Origin of the sequence: Methanoregula sp. (assembly GCF_049690535.1) — an archaeon.
Lineage (GTDB): Archaea > Halobacteriota > Methanomicrobia > Methanomicrobiales > Methanospirillaceae > Methanoregula.
Genome location: NZ_JBAVMX010000046.1, coordinates 12,021 through 30,842 on the forward strand (window position 1 = coordinate 12,021; position 18,822 = coordinate 30,842).

The following is an 18,822-nucleotide window of genomic DNA, read 5'->3' on the forward strand; positions in this document are numbered from 1 at the left end:
CCGGCGATCGGCATAATCCTGATGCTCGTGGTTACCTTTATTCTTGCAGTGCTTGTCCTGCTCATGATGGTTCAGCTGCCCAATATGTATGACCCATCTGTTCCCGCGATTTTCAAGATCACGAAGATCCGACATGACGATGGTAACAATAATCTTAACTACGATAGCCGGATGATGGTCATGAATACGGGAACTTCCGGGTATATGAACAAGAACCTCTATGCAAAAACCTACCGGAATGGTATTGAACTGAACTGTAAGATCCCGACATTAAACGGAAATGCCTTCATTCCTACACATCACTATATGGTCCAGACTCTCGGGGGTCTTGGATCGCAAGGTATCACATGGGGTCCGGGCGAGTCCATCTTTATCGATTTTACCGATAAAACATTTCACCCGGGCGACGTTGTGACATTCGAGGTTTACGATGCCGTGACCCAGCAGATCATCTCACGCCATACGTATACGGCGTAATCCGGGAAAAGAAAAAGTAAAATGAGCCGGCCCGAACGTTTTATTCATCAAGTCTTTTGAACACGCCTTTCTTGCATTTAAGAACCTTGCATTCCGGGCAGCGCCACGTGTCCGGCAGATCCTCAAACGGGACTCCCGGGGGAACCCCCTGCGTTTTATCTCCTTTTGCCGGATCGTAGATATAGTGGCATTCAAGACATACCCATCGGGCGAGTTTTACCGTCTGTTGTGTCATCTGGCGACCTCGTCAGTTCTTTTTTATCCATCTACCTTGTCAGATATGAAATCTCCGGTGGGGGCAGTCTGTGTGGTCTTTCCTGCCCTGGCGTATTTTTAATCATGGTTCCAGAAAGAACCCTGGGCGGCGCGGGCGGCAAGCCGTGCGACCCGGAGGGGTTCTGGGATCTTTCCCTCACAGGTAAACGCTGTGCAGATCTGGCCTGCATCAGCAGGATCGAGACCCCAGCTGTGGAGGTACATAATCTGGCCGTCCGGCAGGGTATGGGGTGTCCGGTCACCAAGGCGATGATATGCGTCCAGCCGTGCAGTGTCCCCGGGAAAGTGATGCAGGATATCTCCCTCAAGCCCAAAGGACGCCTCGTAGGTCACGCAGATGACCGGAAGCCCGGTCCGGTCATGTACCTCTGCGGGATCGATGATATTGAAAAAGGCGATCACGCAGCCTGAAAGCAGGATCACGTTGATATCCCGGCGTTTGAGGGTATCTACGATCGCGAGAACCCCGTCGGTCGCATCCATGCCGCCGATTTTCACGCGCGAGAATGCAAATCCGTCGATTTTCAGGTCTTTGCGCATCACTATGCCGGCAAGGGTCGAATACACCCTGCCTGAAAAACTCTCCGCGATGCCGAGCGCCCGCAGCCCTTTTTTCGGGAGGTGCATAGAAGCACTTATGATAACGGATTAAAAATACTATACCAATGAAATTCAATAAAGATGAGGTCTGTATCCTTATCCCCACGTTAAACGAGAGTCTGACGATCGGCCCGGTGGTAAAAGAGTTCAGCGATCTCGGGTATACCCATATTCTGGTCATCGATGGCAAGAGTACGGATAACACCGTAAAAAATGCCCGGGCAGCTGGTGCCCAGGTCAGGACGCAGTCAGGCAAAGGGAAGGGAAATGCAATCATCGAAGCATTCGAGATAATCGAGCAGCCGCATATTCTCATGCTTGACGGCGATGGCACGTACTCGGCAAAGGATGCGGAGAAGATGCTCACCCCGCTCTTCCTGGGCTTCGATCAGGTGATCGGTGACCGGCTCATCAATGCTGAAGAAGGCTCGTTCTCCCGGCTCAACCTCTTTGGCAACCATATGCTCAATCTCTTTTTCAAACTCGCCCACAGCCGGGACCTCCATGATATTCTCTCCGGTTACCGGGCGTTCACAAAACTCGCCATCCAGCAGATGAACCTCAAGGAGACCGGTTTTGAGATCGAGACCGAGATGTCGGTTGAAGCGGTTAGAAACGGCCAGAGGATCATGGTGGTACCCATACGGTATTCGCGCCGGCCGGGAACCCCGACAAAACTCTCCCCCTTCCACGACGGGATCCGTATCGTCACCACAATTTATCGTCTCGCCCGGGTCAACAACCCGCTCTTCTACTTCGGTATCATGGGCCTGTTTACGACCCTCCTTGGGGTTCTCACGGGGGTATATGTCCTGCTGGAATGGCTGCACCACATCGATCACATCCCGCTGACGATCCTGACCGTGCTTCTTGTCGTCGTGGGTATCGAGATCTTCATGTTCGGCATGATCTCCGATATGCTGCTCGTTTTCCACCGGGAAATCATCCGCGAGATCCAGATGAACCAGCCGCCCCGGCAGCTGAAATAAGGCCCCGCAAAAAAGAAGACTACGAATATATTTTTGATGTCTCTGGATACTATTATCAGAACATCTTTTTTAATGCGATAACCCTGCAGGCATGTTCTGCAAGGGACGTAAGAAGGAATGCCTCGTCAAGCGTTGCACCGGCGGCAAACGTGCCGTGCCCCCGTGCAATGACCAGTTTGTTGGTCCGCATCGCTTCAGCGACTGCATCTGCAAGTCCCTGTGTCCCGGGTGCCCCCAGGGTTACCGGTATTGTGGGACAGAACATCTCCCCTTCGCTGTCCAGCGGACGGATCTTGTCTGCAACGAGGGATGCGGCAACAGCATATGGAGGGTGTGCGTGAACGATCGCCCGGTACTGTGTCGAGCGGTATACCTCGAGATGGACACGGTACTCACTTGATGCATCTTTCGGGACCTCTCCTTCAAAAGGCACAAAGACTGGTTCCCCCGGAGCATCGAGATAAGCTCCGGTCTTTTTTATAAAAAAACCGGCATCCCCGTCCCGCACGCTCAGGTTCCCGAAGTTTCCACCTACCAGGTGTTCGGCAAACAGCCGTTTTCCTATCCGTTCAAAGCCATAATCCGGCATCCATCGCACCTCTTTTTTGTACACCATCCTTTGGCGTATTCCACTATATGGGCATGGGTCTGGTGGTACACGTGGGGGTCTTTTGCAAGAACACTCTCAAAAAGGGTTTTTAGCGCCGATCGTGGAGCGGTGATACCGGCACACCGTGCGATACGTTCTGTATACGCATCGATGACAAAACTGGGCCGGGAAAAACCGTAGCAGAGGATACTGTCTGCCGTCTCTTCACCAATCCCGTTTACCAGAAGAAGCCCGGCCCGGAGCTTTGGCGTCGGAACTGTTGCCATTCTCACTGTCCCTCCGCAGGTTTCAACCACGAAAACGGCAAGGGATTTGAGCCGGCGTGCCTTTATCCGGTAAAACCCTGTACATCTCACCGCGTCCTCGATCACCCTCGGATCTGCGGAGTACAGCGCCTGCATCGAACAGAGTCCCTGATCCTTAAGGATCGCAAGTGCCCGTACGACATTCTCCCACCGGGTCTGCTGGGTCAGGATCGCCCCGATCATGACCTCATCAGTATCCCCCGGCCACCATGGGATCTCCCCGAAGCGGGCCGTGAGGATGCCGACAAGCTTTTTGGCCTTTGTGGCGTTGTTACCTGAACTGGATGCCAACATCGTGCATCTTGTTGTACCGGGCGATATTGAGCACCAGCGGCGTGAGCGATTCTATCATTGGTGAGACGGCAAGCGGGCCGGCATTGAATGCCTGGAGTTTTGAGACCCGGTTCACGAGCTCCATCACCTGGTGCTTTGCATCCTCGTCGTCACTGCAGACCGGTACCGAGTAGGCCAGTTCCTCGTCCAGCGCCTTCCACCGGTTTGCGGCGATGGTGTTGAACGCACAGCAGAGCCGCGCATCCTTTGGCAGAAGTTTTTTAATCAGGAGCGCTGCCGATCCTTCCGGCGGGGGGACAAAGACAAAATGATCCTGCTTTTCCATCGGGTTGACCGGGCTTATCACGATTTTGTCCTCAAACCCGTGTAGGGTCGAGAGCGTCGGCACCACGTGTTTGAACGGGATTGCAAGGATCACGATATCAGCCTCATCGACAGCCCCTTGGTTTGAGACCCCGTGAAGGGTGCAGTCCTGCCCCCGGTTTTTGAGAGTTTCCCGGGCGGCCGTGCAGCTTACCTCAGCCTTTTCCTGCTCCCGTGAACCGACAACCACGTTAAAGACCGGTGAGAGGCGCATTGTCATGCCTTCGCCGATGTCCCCGGTCCCGCCGACAATGCCGATCTTCACTTATCCCACCAGCGGCTGGAGCAGTTTTTCGAGTGTGGCGGCGTCGGTGACACCTTCCATCCTCTGGATAACTTTCCCGTCCTTCTCGATTATCAGGGTTGGCACCACGCGGATCCCGTATTTTTCCGCAAGATCCATATGCTCATCGACGTCTACTTTTTGGATCTCGACAGCGTCGCCCAGTTTCTTTGCCAGTTCCTCAATAATCGGTGTCTGCATCCGGCAGGGACCACACCACGTGGCAAAAAAGTCGTACAGTACAGGTTTTGTCATGTAATCATACCCGGATAGAGTAGTCGATAAAAAAAAAGATAAATCTATGGTATTGTTATTCGGAGAGGATCTCCATGATGATCTTTCCATAGGCAGGTCTTGTCACGAGCACACCAACGACCACACCCAGCATGGTGATGATGGCAAATCCCTTGAGCGTGGAAAGATCCATGAGTGCAAGCGGCAGCATCGCAATCAGCACGGTTGCCGCGGCAATCACGATGATGGTAAGCGCCCGTGAAAGCCTCTTTAAGTAGACATTTGGTGACGGGACTATCCCTTCATGCAGGATTTCATCGGTAATGACGACCAGCTGGTCGATACCGGTACCGACAACGGCTATAAGGCCGGCTATTGTCGGCAGGTCCATCTGGAACTTGATTGCGCTGATGAAACCGAGCAGGATCACAATCTCAGAGGCGTTGATAAGGACCATGGGAAGGACGATCCGCGGCTCGCGGTACCGGTAAAAGATCACGAACCCGACCATGATGAGTGCCAGGATAAAAGCGATCATACACATCGTCATGTAGTGTGACCCAAGCGATGCGGAGGTCGAACCGGATCCTGCTACAGATACATCGACCGGTAATGCACCGGCACGGAGCTGGATCTCAAGATTCGTTGCCTGCTGCTGACCGTAAGTTCCCGTACCGGTTGATGCGACCATGTTGCGGGTGGTTGCAGTCTGAAGCGACGAGGCGAGGTTCGATGAGAGTGGTGCAGAATAGACTGTCTTGTTATCAAGGAGCATTGCCAGCTGGTGGTGCGCGGGATCCGTAGTCGCACCGTACTGGATGGCTGCATCCCTGAAGGTCTCCGCTCCTGCATCGCTCAGGGTAAACCCGACGCCCCAGTTACCCGAGGTGTCCTTCGTCGGGATCGCGACACTGGTGATGGTATCGCCGTAGAGGACGTGTTCGGTTTCGTTACCGGTCGTCTGGATGCGGATCTCAAATTTACCCTGTTTACCAACAATCTGCTGGGCTTCGTTCATATCGACGCCAGCCATCTCTACGCGGACATAGCGTGCGACATTGTTCATGCCGGTAAGGGTGTTGACCTTTGCATCCTTGGTACCCATCGCGTTAATCTTGTCTTCAAGGATCTGCTTTACCAGGTCCGCTGTGTCCTTTGATATGCCGGGCTGGTAAGAAACCAACGTCCCCCCTTCGGATTCGAAGTAGGGCTCAAGTTCTGCCTGGGTATAGGATTTACGAATTTCAAGATGGGTGGCATCGACCTGTACAACATCGGTATTGAGGTCTTTTGAGAGGTTGGCGACAAAGGTGTCAACCGGCTGTGTTGTCGTGTAACCTACTACTTCGGCCTTAAATTCAAGCTGGAGCCAGGCTCCCTGCTGGAGATCGAGACCATACTGGAGATTTGTCGTCAGGTTGCCATTGCTGTCGAAATGCGGATAGATAGCAACGACCGAGAGAGCTAAAAGGATAATCAGTGTGAGGACACGCCAGTCCTTGAAGAGGTCCTTTATCCGTTCCTGCTTCATTTCCCGCCTCCCTTAAGGACATACCATTTCAGTATGCCGACGTTTGTGAGCCAGGTGTTGAGGATATCGAAGATAAGCCCCATCAGAAGGACCGCTGAGATCTCTTCAACTACCTCCACCTGCCCGATCCAGGACACAATAAGCAGCACCGTGACCGCCGCGAGGGTTGTGGAGGTCATGATGATACCGGTATGGAATGCCCCGGCCAGTTTGTCGTTAAGTTTTCCCTGCCGTTTGAGCACCCTCGTGGTAAGTAGGATATCGCTGTCCACGGAATAACCGATCAGCATGAGCAGTGCCGCGGTAGTCCCGAGCGAGAGCTGGATGCCGACGATGTTCATCATGGCGGCGGTCATGACAATGTCGGCAAATGCCGAGAGGACGACTGCACAGGATGGGACAAATGTCCTGAATGAGACAAAGACGACAATTGCCATGCCGATAAAGGCAAGGATCATGGCGATCAATGCCTGGTCCTGCAGGGTCTTGCCAAAGGATTCGCCGATCTGGTTAACCTGTGCATCAGGATATTTGCTCGCGATTAATGCAGTCAGACTCTGATACTGCGCATCGCTCATCGTCCCGAATGTGATGAACTTCCCGTTGTTCAACCCTTCGCTGACACTCACGAGCGGATAACCGGCAAACTCATTCTGGATCTGAGCAGAGGTATCCGGTGTGATCACTGTTACGGCAGTCCCGCCGGAAAAATCTATTCCCGGCTTGACCGGCATCCCGATTGATATCGTAACAAATGCGAGCACTACCAGTGATATGGCAAGCAGCACTGTCGGGATTATCACCAGTTGTTTTGGTGAATATTTCTCGATGTTATAACTGAATAATCCCATATCATATTCATCTGTTCATGAACGATTAAATAATTACCAGATGGCAGGTGATGCCAATAGTATCATCCGGTTCTGGTTTGAATCCGGTTCCCAGTAATAATTTCGCAGAATATCTGCCATTCCTGCCAGAATGGCGGGATTTCCGAACGGGGTTTTTAAAACAGGGAAAAACAAAAAATATATATGGTGCTGACCGCGACAATAACGCATGAGATCTCAGTTCGAGATCGAAAGGATGATTGAGGGGCGGCTGAGGTCGTATCTCTCCCGGGATAAAACCGGCATCCGTCGTGAAGTGCTTCGCCTCCTCCTCAGGATCCGGCAGACCACGATTGCAGACATTCTTGATGAACTCAAAGGGAGGTTCTCAGTTTCATTCCACACGATCGCCTCGATGGTGGGTATCATTGCCTCCCGTATCGGGATCCTGAAGGTCAACCGGAACATTGGAGGCATCAGTACCTATGAGCTCAAGGAGAAGTATGCAGCGATGGTTGTCCGGCTCGTGAGTGCATGATCCCCGGCTCCTCACCGTAACCATAACCGTTTTTTAATCTTGCCTTACAATAGTACTCGCATAATGCCTGCGTATTCATCTGATTCTTCCGGCGCTTCCCATATTGTTATCGCACCCGATGTCATGGATTACATTGAGAAGCGGGACTGTGATTTCCGCGTCTGTACTTCCTGCGGAGGCCCGATCCTTCTCCCGGTACGCATAAAACCCCCGAAAAAAAGTGATGTCCTTCTCCAGGCTGCCCGCCACACCATCTACATTTCCATCCACCAGGCACGTTTTCTTGATGAAATCCGGTCCGATATGATCCCATTCTATGATGATGAGCAGGCAGGGTACGGGCTGAGATGAGTTACGAAGAACTGTCTCATACCGCCGATGTGAAGATCCGGGCCTGTGCCCCCACACTTGATGCCCTGTTTGGCGAGGCCTGTATGGCGCTGATGCAGGTGATATACGGGGGAGACCGGCGCGGCGGGACCAGGAGTGTGATTGACCTCAGTGCGCTGGACCAGGAATCGCTTCTGTGCGATTTCCTTTCGGAAGTGCTGTATGTCACTGAAGTGGAGGGGCTGGTCTTCCGGTATGCTGAAGTACACATCGAAGGTCTGCACCTCCACGCAGTTCTTAATGGCGAAGCGTTCGATCCGGTACGGCATAATAAGGGAACTGAAGTCAAGGGCATCTCATACTCGGGCATGTCTATTAAAAAAGACGCCAAAGGATATATGCTGGATATCTTATTTGATGTATAGAATGGGGTGAGGGGATGCTTGACGGTGTAATAAGAACCGGTACAGACGAATGGGAGATCCCGATCGGTTTTGTGCCCGGTATGAGGGTTCCGGGGAGATTTTTCCTTTCAGACGCGCTTATAGCGATTCTCGAACCCGGCGCTGTGCAGCAGCTGGCACATGTCGCCACTCTCCCCGGCATCATCCGGTCTTCGCTTGGCATGCCGGACATCCACTGGGGCTACGGGTTTCCCATTGGCGGCGTTGCTGCGTTTTCCCTTGAAGAGGGCGTTATTTCCCCCGGGGGGGTAGGTTTTGATATCAACTGCGGGGTGCGCCTCTTTACAACGCCACTCACGCAGGGGGATATCAAAAAACCCCGGGAGTTTATAGAGTCCCTGTACCAGGCAGTGCCGACAGGTGTCGGTGCAAAGAGTTCCGTGAAAGTTTCCCCGGCTGCGCTTACTGCCATGATGGAAAAGGGTGCACGCTGGGCGGTGGATTCAGGGTTCGGGGTCGAACGTGATCTTAACCGGTGTGAGGATGGGGGCTGCATGAAGCAGGCCGACATCCGTGCGGTATCGGTAAAGGCCCGCGCCCGTGGAATTCCGCAGGGGGGGACGCTCGGCTCGGGCAACCATTTCCTTGAGATCCAGGTGGTAAGCGAGATCTACGATGAGACTGCAGCGGCGGCATTTGGTCTTCAGAAAGGCCAGATCTGCTGCATGATCCACTGCGGTTCCCGGGGACTCGGCCACCAGGTCTGCACCGATCATCTCAAGACTCTCGAAGAAGCGACAAAAAAATATCATATCACGCTCCCGGATCGCCAGCTTGCCTGTGCCCCCATCCAGTCTCCTGAAGGAAAGGCATATTTCGGTGCGATGGCAGCATCGGCTAATTATGCGTGGGCCAACCGCCAGTTGATCATGCATGCGGCCCGCCTGCAGTTTGAGCGGATGTTTGGCATCGGGTACGAGAGCATGCCGCTTGTCTACGATGTTACCCATAACGTGGCAAAGATCGAGGAGCATACCGTTGACGGGCACACCCGGAAAGTCTGCGTGCACCGCAAGGGTGCCACGCGTTCGTTCGGCCCGGGATGTGCGGACCTTCCTGGAGATCTTGCACAGATCGGGCAGCCGGTGATTATTCCGGGCAGCATGGGCACACCTTCGTTTGTGCTCAAAGGGACTGCAACGGCGATGGAACGTACCTTTGGCAGTACCTGCCACGGTTCGGGCCGGGTCATGAGCCGTTCACAGGCAAAGAAGAGAATGACCGGAAAAGAGGTGGCAGATCATCTGCTTGCACAGGGCATTATTGTCAGGGCGCCGAACGAAGCGGCGATAGTTGATGAAGCGCCTGAAGTCTACAAGCCCAGCAGCGAGGTAGTCCAGGTTGTCCACGATGTCGGGCTATCAGCCCTTGTTGCCCGCCTGTCTCCGCTCGGAGTGATCAAGGGGTGAGCTGCCGGGCGGGCTTTGTCTGGGAGACACCCCAGCATTTTGTCAGGTATATCGAGGACTGCGGTGTCCCGTGCGAACTGGTCACCCCGTATATGCTGGCCGCCCCGTTTTTCCGTGGCTCGTTTACCTGCCTCATCATTCCCACCGGTTTTGCAAACCCGGCCTTTTGCCGGCTGCTCCCGGCGCTCCGGGCGTCATCAGAGCGCATAGAAAATTTTGTCGAAAACGGCGGCAACCTTCTTGTATTCGGGGCTGCGATCGACCGTGCGGACGCGTATGACTGGCTGCCGTTCCCGGTTACATATCAGCATGAGGTTTTTCCCCGGACGATCGCGTGCGGATCGTCTGAACTTGGAACGGCGCTTGTGGAGGATTACGATCCCTCCTGCATCGAATGCGACGGTATATTCCCTGCGCACGGGGGAAATGCGGCAGGGGAATCCGACGGATCAACGGTAATTATCGAAAACATGGTGGGGAAAGGACGGGTGATCGTAACGAGTGTCCACGAATACCCGTCCCGTGCATTTGTAAAAAAATTCTGCGCATCCGGGACACAAACCTTATTCTAGCAGGAAAAAGACCAGAATGATAGTGAGGTTGTGTCCGATGCACCGCTATACTTTTTGTGAAACTGCGGAGGCAGCAGATCTTGAACCGGTTGTCCTTGCCATCCATGAGATTATCCACCGGCTCCCGGTAACGGCGAAATCGTTACGGAAACCCGGCATCCGGATCGAGGATGGCCGGGTGATCGACCGTAATTATACCGGCCCGGTGCTCGAACAGGCCATCGCATCGAACACGGTGATAAAAACAACACCGGAGAACGGTGCTTACAAAGGGGTACCGGTGACGGTTTCCCCCATACGGGATCATGAAGGGCACGCAATTGGCGCGATTGGTGTTGTCGATGTCACCGGCATCTTTGATCTTGCTACGCTCATGGAGCACCAGTCTGCCATCATAAAACAGGTGTGCGGTAAGGATCCCTGCCCGATGCCGGAAGAATCCAGCAATTCAAAGAGGTGATAACCACGCCGGACTCAGCATTCAGGGTAATGGAGATACTTGAAAGATCTGATGGCGCGGTCTCGGGAGAGACCGTCAGCAACGAACTGGGCATTACCCGCTCTGCTGTCTGGAAACATATCAACGAGCTCCGCATGATGGGATACGACATCTCGTCCTCGCAGAAAGAGGGGTACCGGCTCACGCGCATGAGCAACAAGCTCCTCCCGTACGAGATCCACAAGAAACTCCATACCACGTTTATCGGGAAGAAAATGAGGTACCTGGAGAACACGCCCTCGACCATCTGGGTGGGAAAACAGCTCTGCGCTGACGGCGATGTGGAAAAAATGCATGGTATGGTGATCATCGCCGAGGAGCAGACCGGTGGTGTCGGCCGGATGGGGCGGGCGTGGGTCTCGCCGAGCGGTGGGATCTGGATCACGATTGTCTTAAAGCCCAGTATCCCGATTGATCGTATCTTTATGATTACCATGGCAGGGTCCGTCGCGCTGGCACGGGCGATCCGTAAGGAGTTCGATCTGGGTGCCCTGATCAAGTGGCCGAACGACATTTTCATCGGGAACAAGAAGGTGGCAGGACTGTTGCTCGAACTTGCGGCAGAAGCCGATACCGTGCATTACTGCCTCCTCGGGATGGGTATCGATGCAAATGTCCCTATCAGCCAGTTCTCCCCGGCGCTGCAGAATAATATCACCTCGCTCTCCGCAGAACTTGGCCACGAGGTGGATCGTGCCTCGTTTTTGGCCCGGGTCTTAAAAGAGTTCGAGAGTCAGTATCTCCTCATCGAAAGCGGGGAATACGATACCATCATCCGGGAGTGGAAAAGCCTCTCCTGCACGCTCGAACACCGGGTGGATATACGGACGCTCAAGAACAGTTTCTCGGGAGAAGCGGTCGATATCGATGAGTACGGCGCGCTCATCATACGAAAGGATAACGGCAAGCTCGAGCGCGTGATTGCCGGCGACTGTTTCCACCAGTAGACCGGTACTTTTTTCTCGTCAACCCCCAATTTTTTAATGGTTGACGATGTTTGGCGATCTCCGGCGCTCACGCCGTATTGCATACACTGCCGCATTTATCGGTCTTGTTGCGCTTGGCGGCTGGATCTCCGTTCCTTTTGTCCCAACGCCTTTTACCCTCCAGACGTTTTTTGTCCTGCTCGCGGGAGCGGTAATGAAGCGCGACGCTGTCATCCCGGTGGCATTGTACGTGGCCCTTGGAGCACTGGGGCTGCCGGTTTTCCATAATGGTGTTGCCGGGATTGGTGTGCTGCTTGGTCCCACCGGGGGATACCTGATCGGGTTTATACCGGCGGCCCTGATCGTCGGTTTTGCGTATGAATCAGCCTCGCCTGCGTACCGTATTGCGGGGCTCGCTTCTGCCTCGCTCCTTATCCTCCTGTGCGGCGTGGCATGGTTGATCGGTTCCACGGGAATGGTCCCGGCCGCCGCGTTCTTACTGGGTATGGCAATCTTCCTCCCCGGGGAAGCGGTGAAGGCCGGGGCCGCGTACCTGATCGCACGACGGTTACCATGATCACGTTTGAAAATGTCCGGTACCGGCGTCTTGCCCTCGATTCTCTTGCAATAGCCCCTGGCGTCACTTCGGTAATTGGTCCAAACGGTAGCGGTAAGACTACCTTCCTGAAAATCTGCGCCGGTATTGCAGAACCTGACAGCGGCTGCGTACTCGTGGATGGTATATCCCCAAGGGAGACCGGGATCGGGTACGTGAATGAATTCCCGGACAGGAACCTTCTCTTTCCGACAGTAAAAGACGAATTGGCGTCACCGTTGCGTTTCAGTCATACCCCTTGTCAAGAGATCGGACCGGCAGTCAGCATTTGTGCAGAGACTCTGGGAATAACCCGGCTGCTCAACCGGCATATACGGGACCTGAGCGGGGGGGAGAAGATTCTCGTCGCGATCGCGACTGCATGCATCAACCGTCCGCATGTCATTATTCTTGATGAATACGATTCGCACCTTGACGCTGACCGGTGTGCATGGCTGGATGCCGTGCTCAAGGCATCGGGCGCGAAATACATTATCCGCGTTACGCAGCAGATGGAATCTGCAGCACAAGGTGATCATCTCATCTTTTTTGAGAAGAGCCGGGTGGTTCATGCCGGGACTCCGGCCGCTGTTTTCTCACTGCTTGCCTGCACCCCGTTTTACCCGCTTTCATGGGGGTGTCCCGTATGAAGGTGGTCCTCGATCACCTGGCCGCGAGGCATCCATTCTGGTCGCTTACGGCCAATGGGGTTTTTTCCCCGGGTATCCATCTCGTCAGCGGGGATGTGGGCAGCGGAAAGTCGACGCTGGCCCTCATGATGGCCGGGCTGCGTGCACCGGACAACGGTGCCGTAATCCGCGAGGGTGTAAACCGGATTATGCTCTCATTCCAGTTTCCCGAATTCCATGTGACCGGTCTCTCCGTCGCTGAGGAATGTGCGTCGTGGAACCTTGAGCCTGATGCAGTTATCAGGTCGGCGGATATCGACAGCGACGAAGAAAGACCGGTGCTCTCGCTTTCGCGGGGAGAACTCAAGCGCCTGCACCTCGCCTGCGTTCTCTCTCTCGATTATGATCTTCTGCTGCTGGATGAGCCGTTTTCAGCGCTTGACTGCCCGGGAAAAGAGCAGGTGTGCCGGCAGATTAGCAAACGATCCGGTGGCATCACCGTGATCTTCACCCACGAGCAGAGCATCTTCCCGCAGATCGATCATATCTGGGAACTAATCGGGGGAGGGCTTGTCGACTGCGGCGATATGCCCGGGGCAGTCATGAGCTGGCAGCATGCACCGCCTCTGGTAAAAAAACTCATATGTGCCGGGAGAATTCCCCGGTCGCTCACGAATGACGACATCAGGGAGGCAGCATGCAGGACCCGCGGCTGAGACTCCTCTGTGTGTTCATGCTCTCACTTGCGGCATTCGCAAGTGTTACCGGTGCCGTTGCGGTTATTGTCTGGTGGATGATATTTACACCCCGGTGGCACAGCATCCGGCACCGGCATGCCCTCCTTGCAACGCTCGTTCTGTTTGGTATCGTCGCGGGGGTCATGACCCTCACCGGGAGTGACGGGCTTTCGTATCTCGTACGGATGATCGCGATACTGCTGGTCGGCACCTGGGTGTACGCCGAATCCGCTGCCAATGATTTCCTTGCCGTGGGTACCTGGTGCCTGGGTACGAGGATAGGGTTCGAGGTGGGAATGATCGCCGGGATGGCCATGCAGATGGCTACCGGGCTCTCTGATGATTTTCGCCGGATTCGTATTGCGATCCAGCAGAAAGGGCAGCCATGGGGTATCCGTAGTATCGTGCCAGCGGGACGTGTCCTGATCCACGATGCGCTCCAGCGTGCAGATGAGACTGCGGAAGTACTTGCCATGAGGGGATACCGGAACGGAGGAACGATGTGTCCGCACTTTCATACTCCTGTACGTGATATTGTGGCCGGTACCTGTGCCGCCGTCGCACTCGTTCTTGCGTATATCCCCGTAAGTGAATTTTTTATACATTACCGATGAAGTATTGAGAGGCTAATTGTAATACCGGAGCCCCTGAGGTTTCCCATGTGTGCTGCCGTTTCTGGAAAAGTTCTTATCACCGATACAACACTTCGTGATGCCCACCAGTCTCTCATAGCAACCCGGCTACGCACCGAGGATATGATCCCGCTCGCACGCGAGATTGATGTGTGCGGTTTTTTTTCAGCTGAAGCATGGGGCGGGGCGACGTTTGATACCTGCATACGATTCCTGAACGATGATCCGTGGGACCGGCTCCGCGCCCTCAAGGCGGAACTGAAACACACGCCGATCCAGATGCTACTCCGCGGCCAGAACCTTGTCGGGTACCGCCACTATTCGGACGATGTGGTCGACCGGTTCGTTGCAGCATCCTACAAGAACGGTGTGGACATTTTCCGGGTCTTTGATGCGCTCAACGATATCCGGAATATGAAGCGCTCGATGGACCAGGTAAAAAAGGCCGGGGCCCACCTCCAGGGCACGATCTCCTATACGACGAGCCCGGTCCACAGCACCAGAATGTTTATCGAGATGGCAAAGGAACTTGCCGCGCTCGACTGCGATTCCATCTGTATCAAGGATATGGCAGGGCTCATCATGCCCGAGGCGGCGCGTGAGCTCATCAGCGGGATAAAAAAAGCCGTTGATATCAAAGTCTGCCTTCACAGTCACTCCACAAGCGGGATCGCTCCCATGAGTTACCAGGCGGCCATCGAAGCCGGTGTGGACATTCTCGATACGGCCATGTCACCGTTCTCGATGGGTACCTCGCAGCCCCCGACAGAGAGTGTCGTGGCGACACTTGTTGGAACACCCCGGGATACCGGTATTGATCTCCTGAAACTCCGGACTGTCAGGAATACCTGCATGCAGATCCGCGAGAAATATGCCGGGCTCTTAAACCCGATCTCCGAACGGGTGGACAGCAACGTCCTTATCTACCAGCTGCCGGGCGGCATGATCTCGAACCTTGTCTCGCAGCTGATGGAGCAGGACGCGCTTAACCGTCTCGATGACGTGTTTGCCGAGATCCCGCGCGTGAGAAAGGATCTCGGCTACCCCCCGCTCGTGACGCCGACGAGCCAGATCGTAGGTACGCAGGCGGTCTTAAACGTGCTTGTCAACGGTCAGCGGTATGCGAACGTGACAAAGGAGGTCAAGGACTACGTGCGGGGCCTGTACGGCCGCTCTCCGGCGCCGGTCAGCGAAGAGATCCGGAAACTGATCATCGGCGATGAGAAGCCGATCGATTGCCGCCCGGCCGATATGCTTGAACCCTCCTACGAGCGGATGAAGGCAGAAGCGGAAAAAGCCGGACTCGTCAAAAAAGAGGAAGATGTCCTTACCTACATCATGTACCCTGCCATCGCCCCATCGTTCCTGAAAGGCGAGCGACAGCTTGAAGCGATTCCCCAGAAGCAGTCGGCTGCCCAGCATGCCGCCGCTTCCGGAGGCATCCCCGACCAGATGGAAGTTGAAGTGGACGGGGAAGTTTTCTCCGTCAGAATCGTGTCAGTCGGCGGAAACCGGGTGCAGGTCGCAAATGTCGCACCCCAGAAAGCACCGCGCGGGGATATCGCGGGTGGGATCCGGAGCAATATGCAGGGGATGGTGCTCCAGGTGATGGTCAACCGGGGCGCGATGGTCAAAAAAGGCGATACCCTTATTGTGCTTGAAGCGATGAAGATGGAAAATCCCATCCACAGCCCGGTGGACGGCAAGGTCACCGAGATTTTTGTTGACGCCGGCGATGTCGTCCAGACTGGCGATGTCCTGCTGGTGGTGCAATGAAATTTTTTGAGAAGATCCTGATCGCGAACCGCGGCGAGATCGCAATCCGGGTCATGCGTGCGTGCCGGGAACTCGACATCGATACGGTGGCGATCTATTCCTCGGTCGACAAGAATGCCCTCCATGTCAAATATGCAGACGAGGCGTTTCCGGTCGGAGAGGCACATCCGTCCAAGAGCTACCTCAACATGGAACGGATCGTCGACATCGCCAAAAAGAGCGGTGCAGAAGCGATCCACCCGGGATACGGTTTCCTTGCAGAGAACTACCGGTTCGCGAAGCTCTGCGCCGATGAAGGGGTGACCTTCATCGGTCCCAAATCAAAGACCATCCAGGCCATGGGCTCCAAGATCGGGAGCAAGCAGATGATAAAAAAAGCCGGGGTGCCGGTGCTCCCGGGAACCGATGACGGTATCCGCGATATCGACATCGCCAAAAAGGTGGCCGCTGATATCGGCTACCCGGTGATCGTCAAAGCAAGCGCGGGTGGAGGCGGCATCGGGATGCAGATCGTCAATGACGAGACAGCGCTTGAAGAGGCGATAACGGGAAGTATGCGGATCGCCCAGTCGGCATTTGGCGATCCGACGGTCTTTATAGAGAAATACCTCATCAAGCCCCGGCATATCGAGTTCCAGGTTCTTGCCGACGAACACGGGCATGGGGTTCATCTTTTCGAGCGCGAGTGTTCCATCCAGCGACGGCACCAGAAACTGATTGAAGAGGCCCCGTCCGCGATCATGACTCCCGAGCTGCGTGCGCGCATGTCCGCCTCTGCGCTCAAAGTGGTCGAGGCGTCCGATTATACGAACGCCGGCTCAGTCGAGTTCCTGTACAGCAACGGGAATTATTACTTCATGGAGATGAATACCCGGCTGCAGGTCGAACATACCATCACCGAATTTATCACCGGCATTGATCTGGTCCGGCAGCAGATTGCGATTGCCGCCGGGGAATCATTGCCCTTCGATCAGGAGGATGTCTCGATCCGTGGCCATGCGATCGAATGCCGGATCAATGCGGAAGATCCGCTCAACAACTTTGCAGCGGACCCGGGCAAGATCCTCCGGTACCGCTCACCGGGAGGCCCCGGTATCCGCGTCGATAGCGGCATCCACATGGGGTACATGATCCCACCCAACTACGACTCAATGATCGCGAAGCTGTGTGCCTGGGACAGCACCCGTCCCGAAGTCATCAGGAGGATGCGCCGCGCAATCTTGGAGTATATTATCCTCGGGATAAAGACTACGCTCCCGCTCCACTATGCGATCATGAACAACCAGCAGTTCATCGATGGCAACACGCATACTCACTTCCTGCAGGAAGAGCATATCATAAAAACGCTCGAACGTTACAAAAATGATGAGGAAGCCCGGATGCAGACACTGGCCGGCTCATTCTCCCAAGGGAACAAGGTCGCCGCGATCACAGCTGCGGTGAACGTGTATCTCCAGCAGAAAAAGGATTGATACGTGAGAATCTTTCGTATCAGAACCTTTAAGAGTTTTTACAGTGTTGTAATTATGCACTTTTGTGCTGCGGTGGCCTAGCTGGTTAGGGCGCCAGACTCATAGGGTTTGATTCAGCGCAAGTATCCTTTGCGTGTGAGAACTTTGGGACATCTGGAGATCGTGGGATCGTAACCCACCCGCAGCATTTTTTTTTATTTTTTAAAAAAGCTTCCGGATTTTTCCTGTGTCCGGGCCGCGGTTAAATGAGTCTGTTTGCCCGGAAAACCGTTTTGTCGTGAATTTTTGGGATTTTGACCAGATCCCGGGGATATATTTATGTTCCACGTCCTCCCACAGAATACTAAAAAAGAGGTATGATAATGATTCTTGTAAATGCAGCTGTTGGAATTATCCAGTTGATTATTGCCGTCATTCTTGCGGTGGTAGCACTGTATATCGGCTTTTCCATCTTTGGCAGGATCACCAAGGATGTCGATGAGCAGAAGGAACTTGCGAAGGGCAATGTTGCATTCGGTATTGTTGTTGCGGCAATCTTTGTCGCAATTGCCGTTGTCGTCCAGTCCGGTGTCGCCGGTATCTCGGTTGGTATCAGCAAGGCCTCGGCACTCGGGTTCACATCCGTTGACGGCATGATTGCGATCTGCGTTGCAATCATCCAGCTTATCCTTGGTGTCCTCCTTGCTATTGGCGCCATCTACCTTGCCTTGAACGTCTTTGACAAGTTCACCAAGGAAGTTGAGGAATTTGAGGAACTTAAAAAAGGCAATGTCGCTGTCGCGCTTGAAATGGCAGGCGTCATCATCGCGGTTGCCCTGATCATCCAGTCCGGTATTGTCGGTATCACGGCAGCACTGGCATAAAAAGAATCTCATACGTTTTCATTTTTTTAATTTCCCGTTCGATTGTCAGAAGCGGGTCTCCTGCGGTCCTTCGGGTCTTGGTACTTCTTTGGTCTCTCATACGTGAGAGAGATCTGAGTTTCTTCCAGGGTAAACCGAGATGGCCATATCAGGTTTATTAAGGGTAACCAAAAAAAGAGCAAGAGAAAATTTTTACGCGGGCTCCACGGAAAAACAGGCTTATTTCCCATAAAGGTTGATCTGCTGGATAAGGCCTGAAAAGCCCTCAAGTTCCAGCGCAAGCACATCGTTACGGGTCATGCCCATGCTCGTTTCGGCATCAGCCGTGAGCTGGTCCGGCCCCCGGATCACTTCGCGTGGCGTCCCGTCACGGCTCAGCACGTCCCGGGCCTCTGCATCATGGACAAAAGCGCGGCCCGGGATGATGACCATCGGTTCGAGAATTGAGAGGTCCAGTGCTTTGAGATCGTCTATCGTGATCAGGCAGGCGATCTCTTTTTTTACCGGAATGACCGGAGACACAGCCCCGCGTGAAGACAAGATCCCGCTTATGTATGGTGCTGCTACGGAACCGGTGATGACCGATGC

General features: G+C 54.3%; 24 protein-coding genes, 1 tRNA gene and 1 pseudogene. 17 read left to right on the plus strand and 9 right to left on the minus strand.

What is annotated here, in order from left to right:
* The first annotated feature begins 21 nt into the window (after window positions 1-21).
* The gene (locus WCE46_RS03790; RefSeq protein ID WP_424732366.1) at window positions 22-477 is read left to right on the plus strand and encodes a type IV pilin; all 456 of its coding nucleotides are present in this window, start codon (window positions 22-24) and stop codon (window positions 475-477) included.
* A gap of 40 nt (window positions 478-517) precedes the next feature.
* Here WCE46_RS03790 and WCE46_RS03795 read toward each other — a convergent pair whose 3' ends face one another.
* Window positions 518-712: a rubredoxin gene (locus tag WCE46_RS03795; RefSeq protein WP_424732367.1), complete on the minus strand. Its 195-nt coding sequence runs from the start codon at window positions 710-712 to the stop codon at window positions 518-520.
* Window positions 713-810: 98 nt separating this feature from the next.
* On the minus strand, window positions 811-1,380 hold the full coding sequence (locus tag WCE46_RS03800; RefSeq protein WP_424732368.1) for a DUF99 family protein: 570 nt from the start codon (window positions 1,378-1,380) through the stop codon (window positions 811-813).
* A 38-nt stretch (window positions 1,381-1,418) separates the two neighbouring features.
* On the opposite strand from WCE46_RS03800, the gene aglJ reads away from it, so the two are divergent.
* Window positions 1,419-2,342, plus strand: coding sequence for an S-layer glycoprotein N-glycosyltransferase AglJ (aglJ, locus tag WCE46_RS03805; protein ID WP_424732369.1), 924 nt, complete (start codon window positions 1,419-1,421; stop codon window positions 2,340-2,342).
* Between the two features lie 55 nt (window positions 2,343-2,397).
* On the opposite strand, the gene WCE46_RS03810 is transcribed toward aglJ, so the two are convergent.
* Genes WCE46_RS03810 through WCE46_RS03835 form a run of 6 tightly spaced genes read right to left on the minus strand, consistent with a single transcriptional unit; the run spans window position 2,398 to window position 6,813 of the window.
* Entirely contained in the window at window positions 2,398-2,931 is a 534-nt protein-coding gene (locus tag WCE46_RS03810; protein ID WP_424732370.1) for an aldolase, read from the minus strand.
* Complete coding sequence (locus WCE46_RS03815; RefSeq protein WP_424732371.1) at window positions 2,904-3,551, minus strand: endonuclease III domain-containing protein; 648 nt, start codon at window positions 3,549-3,551, stop codon at window positions 2,904-2,906. Before WCE46_RS03815 ends, WCE46_RS03810 begins: the two co-directional genes overlap by 28 nt.
* Window positions 3,529-4,179, minus strand: a complete 651-nt coding sequence (gene npdG / locus WCE46_RS03820) for an NADPH-dependent F420 reductase (protein WP_424732372.1) — start codon at window positions 4,177-4,179, stop codon at window positions 3,529-3,531. The genes WCE46_RS03815 and npdG overlap by 23 nt, the downstream gene beginning before the upstream one ends.
* Complete coding sequence (gene trxA / locus WCE46_RS03825) at window positions 4,180-4,452, minus strand: thioredoxin (protein WP_424732373.1); 273 nt, start codon at window positions 4,450-4,452, stop codon at window positions 4,180-4,182.
* Between the two features lie 55 nt (window positions 4,453-4,507).
* On the minus strand, window positions 4,508-5,962 hold the full coding sequence (locus tag WCE46_RS03830; RefSeq protein ID WP_424732374.1) for a preprotein translocase subunit SecD: 1,455 nt from the start codon (window positions 5,960-5,962) through the stop codon (window positions 4,508-4,510).
* Window positions 5,959-6,813: a protein translocase subunit SecF gene (locus WCE46_RS03835; RefSeq protein ID WP_424732375.1), complete on the minus strand. Its 855-nt coding sequence runs from the start codon at window positions 6,811-6,813 to the stop codon at window positions 5,959-5,961. The genes WCE46_RS03830 and WCE46_RS03835 overlap by 4 nt, the downstream gene beginning before the upstream one ends.
* A gap of 208 nt (window positions 6,814-7,021) precedes the next feature.
* On the opposite strand from WCE46_RS03835, the gene WCE46_RS03840 reads away from it, so the two are divergent.
* From WCE46_RS03840 to WCE46_RS03910, 15 genes are all read left to right on the plus strand, one after another.
* Entirely contained in the window at window positions 7,022-7,330 is a 309-nt protein-coding gene (locus tag WCE46_RS03840) for a DUF2551 domain-containing protein (RefSeq protein WP_424732376.1), read from the plus strand.
* A 63-nt stretch (window positions 7,331-7,393) separates the two neighbouring features.
* Window positions 7,394-7,681, plus strand: coding sequence for a hypothetical protein (locus tag WCE46_RS03845; RefSeq protein WP_424732377.1), 288 nt, complete (start codon window positions 7,394-7,396; stop codon window positions 7,679-7,681).
* Window positions 7,678-8,085: an archease gene (locus WCE46_RS03850; protein WP_424732378.1), complete on the plus strand. Its 408-nt coding sequence runs from the start codon at window positions 7,678-7,680 to the stop codon at window positions 8,083-8,085. Before WCE46_RS03845 ends, WCE46_RS03850 begins: the two co-directional genes overlap by 4 nt.
* 14 nt (window positions 8,086-8,099) lie before the next feature.
* The gene (locus WCE46_RS03855) at window positions 8,100-9,533 is read left to right on the plus strand and encodes an RtcB family protein (protein ID WP_424732379.1); all 1,434 of its coding nucleotides are present in this window, start codon (window positions 8,100-8,102) and stop codon (window positions 9,531-9,533) included.
* Entirely contained in the window at window positions 9,530-10,105 is a 576-nt protein-coding gene (locus WCE46_RS03860) for a hypothetical protein (protein WP_424732380.1), read from the plus strand. Before WCE46_RS03855 ends, WCE46_RS03860 begins: the two co-directional genes overlap by 4 nt.
* Before the next feature lie 37 nt (window positions 10,106-10,142).
* Window positions 10,143-10,565: a DUF2111 domain-containing protein gene (locus tag WCE46_RS03865; RefSeq protein WP_424732381.1), complete on the plus strand. Its 423-nt coding sequence runs from the start codon at window positions 10,143-10,145 to the stop codon at window positions 10,563-10,565.
* A 29-nt stretch (window positions 10,566-10,594) separates the two neighbouring features.
* Window positions 10,595-11,551, plus strand: coding sequence for a biotin--[acetyl-CoA-carboxylase] ligase (locus WCE46_RS03870; protein WP_424732382.1), 957 nt, complete (start codon window positions 10,595-10,597; stop codon window positions 11,549-11,551).
* Window positions 11,552-11,597: 46 nt separating this feature from the next.
* Complete coding sequence (locus WCE46_RS03875; RefSeq protein ID WP_424732390.1) at window positions 11,598-12,107, plus strand: biotin transporter BioY; 510 nt, start codon at window positions 11,598-11,600, stop codon at window positions 12,105-12,107.
* Complete coding sequence (locus WCE46_RS03880) at window positions 12,104-12,775, plus strand: ATP-binding cassette domain-containing protein (RefSeq protein ID WP_424732383.1); 672 nt, start codon at window positions 12,104-12,106, stop codon at window positions 12,773-12,775. Before WCE46_RS03875 ends, WCE46_RS03880 begins: the two co-directional genes overlap by 4 nt.
* Window positions 12,772-13,470 (plus strand): ATP-binding cassette domain-containing protein, encoded by a 699-nt coding sequence (locus tag WCE46_RS03885; RefSeq protein WP_424732384.1) that lies wholly within the window; start codon window positions 12,772-12,774, stop codon window positions 13,468-13,470. Before WCE46_RS03880 ends, WCE46_RS03885 begins: the two co-directional genes overlap by 4 nt.
* The gene (locus tag WCE46_RS03890; RefSeq protein WP_424732385.1) at window positions 13,452-14,105 is read left to right on the plus strand and encodes a hypothetical protein; all 654 of its coding nucleotides are present in this window, start codon (window positions 13,452-13,454) and stop codon (window positions 14,103-14,105) included. The genes WCE46_RS03885 and WCE46_RS03890 overlap by 19 nt, the downstream gene beginning before the upstream one ends.
* 45 nt (window positions 14,106-14,150) lie before the next feature.
* Complete coding sequence (gene oadA, locus WCE46_RS03895) at window positions 14,151-15,899, plus strand: sodium-extruding oxaloacetate decarboxylase subunit alpha (RefSeq protein ID WP_424732386.1); 1,749 nt, start codon at window positions 14,151-14,153, stop codon at window positions 15,897-15,899.
* Window positions 15,896-17,371, plus strand: coding sequence for an acetyl-CoA carboxylase biotin carboxylase subunit (locus tag WCE46_RS03900; RefSeq protein WP_424732387.1), 1,476 nt, complete (start codon window positions 15,896-15,898; stop codon window positions 17,369-17,371). Before oadA ends, WCE46_RS03900 begins: the two co-directional genes overlap by 4 nt.
* A 66-nt stretch (window positions 17,372-17,437) precedes the next feature.
* Window positions 17,438-17,558 (plus strand) — tRNA-Met (locus tag WCE46_RS03905).
* A 175-nt stretch (window positions 17,559-17,733) separates the two neighbouring features.
* Entirely contained in the window at window positions 17,734-18,234 is a 501-nt protein-coding gene (locus tag WCE46_RS03910) for a DUF350 domain-containing protein (protein WP_424732388.1), read from the plus strand.
* Between the two features lie 219 nt (window positions 18,235-18,453).
* Here the strand turns inward: WCE46_RS03910 and WCE46_RS03915 are convergent.
* Window positions 18,454-18,822 (minus strand): annotated as a pseudogene (locus WCE46_RS03915) (methyl coenzyme M reductase-arginine methyltransferase Mmp10); the annotation flags it as partial.